Source organism: Thermoanaerobaculia bacterium, from assembly GCA_035260525.1.
In the GTDB taxonomy this organism is placed as follows: Bacteria; Acidobacteriota; Thermoanaerobaculia; order UBA5066; family DATFVB01; genus DATFVB01.
Genome location: DATFVB010000298.1, coordinates 1 through 8,018, shown reverse-complemented (window position 1 = coordinate 8,018; position 8,018 = coordinate 1). Strand labels below are relative to the sequence as shown.

6 protein-coding genes are annotated in these 8,018 nt (G+C 66.2%); 5 read left to right on the top strand and 1 reads right to left on the bottom strand.

Translation table 11 applies throughout. The annotated features are described in order from the left end of the window. Window positions 1-211, bottom strand: a 211-nt coding sequence (locus VKH46_14385) for a hypothetical protein (protein HKB72033.1), incomplete at its 3' end; no start/stop codon positions are given. A gap of 218 nt (window positions 212-429) precedes the next feature. On the opposite strand from VKH46_14385, the gene VKH46_14380 reads away from it, so the two are divergent. The 5 genes from VKH46_14380 to VKH46_14360 form a co-directional block, all read left to right on the top strand. Continuing rightward, complete coding sequence (locus VKH46_14380; protein ID HKB72032.1) at window positions 430-1,689, top strand: hypothetical protein; 1,260 nt, start codon at window positions 430-432, stop codon at window positions 1,687-1,689. 787 nt (window positions 1,690-2,476) lie between these two features. After that, the gene (locus VKH46_14375) at window positions 2,477-2,827 is read left to right on the top strand and encodes a hypothetical protein (GenBank protein ID HKB72031.1); all 351 of its coding nucleotides are present in this window, start codon (window positions 2,477-2,479) and stop codon (window positions 2,825-2,827) included. Window positions 2,828-2,893: 66 nt separating this feature from the next. Then, window positions 2,894-4,171, top strand: coding sequence for a TolC family protein (locus VKH46_14370; GenBank protein ID HKB72030.1), 1,278 nt, complete (start codon window positions 2,894-2,896; stop codon window positions 4,169-4,171). Further along, window positions 4,158-5,486: an efflux RND transporter periplasmic adaptor subunit gene (locus VKH46_14365; protein HKB72029.1), complete on the top strand. Its 1,329-nt coding sequence runs from the start codon at window positions 4,158-4,160 to the stop codon at window positions 5,484-5,486. Before VKH46_14370 ends, VKH46_14365 begins: the two co-directional genes overlap by 14 nt. Next, the coding region (locus VKH46_14360) for a CusA/CzcA family heavy metal efflux RND transporter (protein ID HKB72028.1) at window positions 5,483-8,018 on the top strand (2,536 nt) is incomplete at its 3' end. The genes VKH46_14365 and VKH46_14360, both read left to right, overlap by 4 nt.

Below are 8,018 nucleotides of genomic sequence, written 5' to 3'. Positions count from 1 at the left end.
ACGGATTCGATGGCATCCCGATGATGATCCGATCGCGGCGTTGCCCCGTTCGTCCTGGCGCGATTTCGGCGTTGGTGCTCTTCGCCTTCGCCGGGTTCCCGTCGCCCGTTCTCCGCCGGGCGGAGGCAGCGCCGCCTCCTCCCTGCTGCGTTCCCGGGTCGCCGTGCGCGCCGCAGGCCCATCCCGGTTCCGCGCCGACGCCGGCGGTCATCCGCTCCGCCGACGACTGGCGGGTCCCGCGAGTCCGGACGTTCGGACTCTCACCCGCGGCATTTCGTCACGTTCCTGCGGCAGTCGCTTTCCGGCCCTCCGACCGTAGGAATCCGGAATCGATACGGCACGGCGCTCCTTCTCCGCCCCTCCGGATCTGATCCCGCCCCTCGACCCGTCGGATTTACCCGGGATCCGCAATCACGCGAAGGAGGAATGATGAGACGTTGGCTGCTCTTCTTGTCGGCGCTGCTCGGCGCCGCCGTTTCGTTCGCTCAGACGACCGGCATGGACACGTCCGCCGAAAGCGGCGGAACCCCCCCGAGTCCCGATCCGATGGCCCTGATGGAAGAGATGCCGGCCATGCCGCACTGGATGACGATGATCCACGGCTACGCCTTCTTGAACGCGAACCGGCAGGGCGGGCCTTCGGGCGGGCGCGAATTCGACTCCCAGAATCATTTCATGTTCATGGCGACGCGCGCCGCCGGCGGCGGCAAGCTCTCGCTCCTGGGGACGTTCACGCTCGAGCCCGCGACGATCCCGGCGGAGGGCTCGCGGGAGCTCTTCCAGCGGGGCGAGACGTATCACAACGTGCTCCTCGTCGACCGACAGCACCCGCACGACCTCTTCGTCCAGCTCGGCGCCGCATGGGAGAAGGTCTTCGGCGCGGCCGGCCGGCTCCGGGTCTACGCGGCGCCGATCGGCGAGCCGGCGCTCGGACCCGTCGCCTACCCGCACCGGCTCTCGGCTTCCGAGAACCCGACCGCGCCGCTCGCGCACCACAACCAGGACTCGACCCACATCGCGGCCGACGTGGTGACGGCGGGATGGAAATACATGATTTTCGAGATCGAAGGCTCCGCTTTCCACGGCCGCGAGCCGGACGAGAACCGGTGGGACGTGGAGCAGGGAAGCCTCGACTCGTACGCGGGGCGCTTCTGGATCCGGCCCACGCCGGAGATCTCCTTCCAGGTCTCCTCAGGGCATCTCGAGCACCCGGAAAAGATCGAACAGGGGAACCAGACGCGCTCGACCGCGTCGATCGGTTATCAAAAGGCCTTTCCCGGCGGCTTCTTCGCGGCGACGCTGATCGCCGGCCGCAACCGCACACCGGCGGGTCCGGAATGGGGAAACACGCTCGAATGGACGTGGAAGTTCGCGGGCGCCAATTTCGTCTCCGGCCGCCTCGAATCCGTCGATCGGGACCTCTACGAGCTGACCCACAAGCGCCAGAGGCCGGAGGACGTCCCCCCCGTTCGCACGGCCGTGCAGGCCGCGACACTCGGCTTCGTGAGGAACCTGCCGCTCCTGTCCGAGGCCGAAACCGGGCTCGGATTCGACGCAACCGTCTACCGGTTCACGCACCGGCTGAATTCCGTCTACGGAGCGCACCCCGTGTCGATTCACGGCTTCCTTCGCGTGCGTTTCGGTCGGCACGGGGAAGGACACGTCGACGACAGTCACATGAAGATGTGATCGATCGTGGAGAAAGCGTTGACTCTGGGCGACATCTCATGACCTGACCGAGCCTCTCGCAGGCTCATGCGCGGCGCCCGAAGCTCTTGAAGACGAGCCAGAGAACGCCGATCACGACGACGATTCCCATGACCCACAAAACGCTTCCCCCCGCCCATTCCGAAAGTCCCATGCATTTCGAACTCCTTTCTGTTCTTCCCGTGGCTGATTCACGCGGTCACGCGCGCCGTCATGCTGCTCGCGGCGAGCGCCCTCGGGCGCCGGCCGCGAACAGCTGAGAGCCGGAGCAGTTCGGACGCTCCGTCGCCCGGCGTGGCTTCACAGGGAGGGCCTTCAGATGGTGCATATTCATCGTCGTGTTCCCCTTCTTGCGGACTTTGAGTTTGGCGTGATCCGCCATTCCAAGATGCCGCAGCCCCGCTCCGGAGGCCAATCCTTCCTTTCGATCGTCATGAGACGTCGGAGCGATCGCTCAGTCCCCGCCAACGCACATCGCGGCCATGTTGACCCGGTACCTTCGCGAGAGAAACGGTCGCTGGCGGCCCGATGCGGTTTCCGACGCGGCGGACGGCGATCGAGGCGGCCACGCCTGGGTCCGGTCCACGAGCACGCGGGCATGTGAGCGTCGCTTCCCACAACCTCCTGCGGCGTCGGATTCCTTTGGCGCGCGGAGCCTCGCCGGACTTCCCGACCAGCCGCGAAAGGTGCTCGGATCGGGCCGGAAAGTGAAGCGGAAATGATGCAAATGTCCCAAATCGATCGGCGCGGAATGTCTTAGGATGGACCCGTGCTAAAGCGCACCGCGATCGTCGTGCTGGGGCTGGCCGTCCTTTCGGCGTCCGGAATGCCGCTTCGCCTGCCCTGCTGCTCGCTGGGAAAGCTGTCGGCCACGTCGATGCAATCGGCCTGCTGCCCGATTCCGGGCTGCTCGCTCGCCGAACGGCAGGGCGCTGCGCCCGCGTCGATCGAGAGAACGGCGATTGCGGCCGACCCGGTCGCGGCGTCGGCGCCGCCGGCCGCCGTTTTCCCCGCCGGAGCCGTTGTCTTCGCGGCTCCGCCGGTCGTTTTCACCGGATTTTCGTCGCCGCCTCGCGGCCGGCCGCCCACGCTCGCGCTCCTGTCCGTCTACCGGATCTGATCCCGCCCCCCTCGCGGCCCGCGGGCGCTCGCCCGCTTTCGTTGCCGTCTCTCAAAAGGAGCTCGTATGACACTTTCCCTGCTCCTCGGAGCATTGGTCTTCAACGCCTTGTCCGCGCCGGCCCCCGGCTGGCGGGAGAGGCTTTCCGACGCCATCCGGACCGCGACGTCGAAGAATCCGGAATTGACGCGGATGGACGCGGAGATCCGCGCCGCCGCTGAACGCGCCCGGCAAGCCGACGCTCTCCCCGACCCGGAGCTCTCCGTGGGCGCGATGAACGTGCCCGTGAATCTCTCGTTCGACGAGGATCCGATGACGATGAAGACCGTCGGCCTCACGCAGACGCTTCCGCCCGTCGGCATGCGAAAGAGCGCGAGGCTCGCCGCGGAGGCCGGAGCCCGGGCGATCGAGAAGGAGCACATGCATCACGTGTACGAGGTCGCGGCGCGGACCGGGCGGGCGTTCTTCGAGCTGGCCGCGCTCGACCGGAAGCTCGTGATCGCACGGGAGACGGAGGGCCTTCTCGCCGACGACACGCGAGTCGCCGAAGAGCGGTACCGGGTGGGGCGCGGCGTCCAGGCGGACGTCCTCCGGGCGAGCCTCGAAAAGACGCGGCTCGCCCGCGAGATCGCCGAGATGGAGGGCGCCCGGCGAGCGGCGGCCGCGGCGTTCAACGTGCTTCTCGCGCGGCCCGCCGACACCGCGGTACCGCCGATCGAGGCGATCGACCCGGACATCGCGCTTCCGGAACGCCGGGCGTTGCTCGCGCGGGCCCTTTCGGAGAGCCCGATCCTGGCGCACTACGACCAGGAGGTCGAGCGGGCGGAGCAGGAGGCGCGCCGGGCCCGGCTCGAACGCCGCCCGATGTGGTCTCTCTCCGCGACGTACGGGGAGCGCGAGCGGCGCGACGACATGGTTTCCGCGACGGTCGGGATCTCCCTTCCGTTCCTGCATCCCGTTCGGCTGTCGGCGCGAGCGACGGAGGCGGGTGCGATGCTCGAAGCCGCGCGCGCGGAGAGGTCCGAGGTCGAATACCGGCTTCGCGGCGACGTCGAAAGCGCGCTCGCCCGGCTCGAGAGCGACCGGAAGCAGGCGGTTCTCTATCGCGAGACGATCCTTCCGCAGGCGGAGATCAACGACCGCGCCGCCCGGGAATCGTATGCCGTGGGCTCGATCGACTTCGCGACCCTGGTGGCCGCCTCGATCGATCTCCAGACCTTCCGGTCCGAATATGCCGATCGGCTTTCGGCGATCGGGCGCGACCGCGCCGATCTCCAGACGGCCTCCGGCCTCCCTCTTCTCCCCGGAACGCCCGGGATGGAGCACGACCATGAAGCGAAATAGCCGGATCCTGTCGGTTCTCGTCGGCGGCGCGGCGCTCCTCCTCGTCGGATATCTGGCCGGCCGCGCGCGGCGTCCATCGTCGGCCACCACCCCTTCTCTTCAGGCCTCACGACTCAGGCCGCTCGAGCGACCAGTCCTCTACTGGTACGACCCGATGAAGCCGGAGGTGCATTTCGATCATCCCGGCAAATCCCCCTTCATGGACATGCCGCTCCAGCCGAAATACGCCGATGAAGCGCCCACGGCGAGCGCGGCACCTCCGCCCGGCTACTCGGTCGTGAGAATTCCGCTCGAACGCCGCCAGGAGATCGGCGTGACGACCGCGAAAGTGGAGAAGCGCGTGATCGGAGGATCGATCGAGACGAACGGGTCGGTCGCGGAAGACGAAGGGCGCGTTCACTCGGTCAATGCGAAATTCGCCGGCTACATCGAGAGGCTCCTCGTGGATCGCACGGGGCAACCGGTCAAGCGCGGTCAGCCGCTCCTGACGATCTACAGCCCGGATCTCGTCGCGACCGAGCGCGAGCTTTTGCTCGCGGTGGAGAACGGGCGGCGATTGAGGGCTTCCTCGAGCCTGCAGGCGGCCGCCGACGCGCAGTCGCTGCTCGCCGCGACGCGGCAACGGCTGCGGCTCTGGGATATCCCGGACTCCGAGATCGACCGGATCGAGAAGAGCGGCGAAGTTTCGAAAACGTTGACGCTCGACTCCCCGGTCTCCGGCGTCGTGCTCCAGAAAGACGCCGTGCCGGGTCTGTCGATCACGCCCGGCATGCCGCTCTACACGATCGCCGACCTCTCGACGGTCTGGGTCCTGGCCGACGTGTATCAGTCGGAGATGGCGATGGCCGTGCCGGGGAACACGGCGACCGTTTCCGCGTCCTTCCCGCCCGGCGAGACATTCCCGGGACGAATCGACTTCGTGTATCCCACGCTGACCGAAGAAAGCCGGACGATCAAGATTCGGATCGTTCTCCCGAATCCGAAAGGGGTGTTGAAGCCCGGCATGTTCGTCCGAGTCTCGCTCTCCGGAAGCGGAAAAAACGCCCTCGCGATCCCGCGCTCCGCTCTCATCCAGACCGGAGAACGGCAGATCGCCTTCGTCGAAGAGTCTCCCGGCGTCTATGTGCCGCGGGAGATCGAGACCGGCCTGTCGGGAAAAGACTCCATCGAGGTCCTCTCCGGACTCTCGGAAGGAGAGATGGTCGTCACCTCGGCCAACTTCCTGATCGATTCCGAATCGCGCATCGGCTCCCTGGGAAGCGTTCCGGAGGGTTCCGCGGGCCAGCCCGTGCAGTCGCTCGGGAAGAAGCCATGATTGAAAAGCTGATCGCCTCCTGCGTGCGGAACAAATTTCTGACATTGATCTTCGTGGCCGGATTCTTCGGCGCCGGTCTCTGGGCACTGAAAAACATTCCGCTCGACGCTCTTCCCGATCTCTCGGATGTCCAGGTGATCGTCTACACGAACTGGGAAGGGCAGAACCCGAATCTGATCGAAGACCAGGTGACCTACCCGATCGTCTCGGCGCTGATCTCCGCTCCGAGAGTCAAGACGGTTCGCGGGTTTTCGTTTTTCGGGTATTCCTACGTGTACGTCATCTTTCAGGACGGCACCGATCTCTACTGGGCGCGGAGCCGCGTCCTCGAGTACCTGAACGGCCTGAGGGGGAACCTTCCGGAGGGGGTCAACCCGAATCTCGGTCCCGACGCAACGGGCGTCGGATGGGGCTTCGAATACGTCCTCGTCGACCGAAGCGGGAAACACTCGCTGGCCGATCTCCGGTCGTTCCAGGATTGGGACCTCTCGTACTGGCTGCGGGCGGTGCCGGGTGTGGCGGAAGTTTCCTCCGCGGGCGGCTTCCAGAAGCAGTACCAGATCGACGTCGATCCCGTGAAGCTCGCTTCTTACGGAATCGGGCTTCCCGACGTGCTGACCGGGGTTCAGGAGAGCAACGGCGACGTCGGTGGGAGGGTCGTCGAATGGACCGGGCGCGAGTACATGGTGCGCGGTCGCGGCTACATCACGAGCCTGGAGGACCTGAAGAAAGTGCCCTTGAAGGCGCGCGCGGCGACGGGGACGCCCGTCTATCTCTCCGACGTCGCGAACGTCCATTTCGGCCCGGAGATGCGCCGCGGTATTACGGACTGGAACGGCGAAGGGGAAGCGGTCGCCGGTGTGGTCGTCGTGCGGTCCGGGGAGAACGTGATGGCGGTCGTCGAGGCCGTCAAGAAGAAGATCGCGGCGCTGGCGCCTTCCTTTCCGCCCGGCGTCGAGCTGAAGGTCGCGTACGACCGCACGGAGCTGATCCGCCGGGCGATCAACACCCTCGAGCACACGCTGATCGAGGAAATGATCGTCGTCGCCTTCGTCGTCCTGATCTTTCTGTTCCATTTCCGTTCGGCGCTCGTGCCGATCACCGTCCTTCCGGTCGCGATCGTCGTCTCGTTCCTGCCGATGTACCTGCTGCGCGTGTCGTCCAACATCATGTCGCTCGGAGGGCTGGCGCTCGCGATCGGTGTCCTCGTCGACGCCTCGATCGTGATGGTCGAGAACACGCACCGGCATCTGGCCGCCATGGATCCGGGCGCAGGAAGCGCCGGACGCGAGTCCGCGATCGTCGCGGCCTCCCAGCAGGTCGGCCGCGCGATCTTCTTCTCGCTCGTGATCATCGTCGTCTCCTTCCTGCCGGTCTTTCTCCTGACCGGGGAAGAGGGCAGGCTCTTCCATCCGCTCGCGTTCACGAAGACGTTCGCGATCACGGCGGCCTCGATTCTCTCCGTGACGCTCGTTCCGATTCTCATGATCGGCTGGATGCGGGGAAAGATCCGTCCGGAAGACGAAAACCCGGCCGCCCTCCTCACCCGCCGCCTGTACTCGCCCGTCCTGAATTGGGCGCTTCGCCGGCCGAAGACGACGCTTCTCCTCAACTTCCTTCTGGTCCCCGCCGTCATTCCGCTGGCCCTGTCGCTCGGCTCCGAGTTCATGCCGCCGCTGCGCGAGGGCTCGCTCATGTACATGCCGACGGGGCTGCCCATGATGTCGATGGAACAGGCGCGCGACATCCTGGTCAAGACCGACGGGATCATCATGACGTTCCCGGAGGTGAAATCCGTGTTGGGCAAGTCCGGCAAGTTCGAGAGCTCGACCGATCCCGCACCGGTCGAGATGTTCGAGACGACGATCGTGCTGAAGCCGCGCCCGATGTGGCCAAAGACGTTTCATCGGCGCTGGTACTCGGGATGGCCGCGATGGATCCGGCCGGTTTTTCGGCCGGTCTGGCCCGAGATGCGGATCCGAACACAAGACGAGCTGATCGCGGAAATGAACGAGAGGCTCCAGATTCCGGGCATGTCGGTCGCCTGGACTCAGCCGATCCGAAACCGGCTGGACATGCTCGCAACGGGCGTGCGGACGAAAGTCGGCGTAAAGGTTTACGGTTCCGACTACTCCGCAATCGAGAAGGCCGGCATCGAGATCGAAAACGCACTGAAAGATCTTCCCGGAGCGCGAAGCGTCTATGCCGAGCGGACGAGCGGCGGCTCGTATCTCGACTTCGTCGTCGACCGCGACGCGGCCGCGCGGTACGGCCTCTCGGTGATGCAGGTCCAGAACACGCTCGAGGCCGCAACCGGAGGGAAGATGGCGACCACGACGGTCGAGGGAAGACGCCGGTTCACGGTGCTCGTGCGCTACCTCCGCGACTTTCGGAGCGACCCGGAGGCGTTGCGCCGGATCCTCGTGATGACACCTTCCGGCGCGCAGGTCCCTCTCGGGGAGCTCGCCCGGATCCAGGTCACGAGCGGGCCTCCGATGTACAAGGACGAGAACGGGCGCCTGACCGGCGTCG

Coding starts and splice junctions, on each gene's coding strand:
- VKH46_14380 (HKB72032.1), top strand. CDS start 430: ATGAGACGTTGGCTGCTCTTCTTGTCGGCGCTGCTCGGCGCCGCCGTT.
- VKH46_14370 (HKB72030.1), top strand. CDS start 2,894: ATGACACTTTCCCTGCTCCTCGGAGCATTGGTCTTCAACGCCTTGTCC.
- VKH46_14365 (HKB72029.1), top strand. CDS start 4,158: ATGAAGCGAAATAGCCGGATCCTGTCGGTTCTCGTCGGCGGCGCGGCG.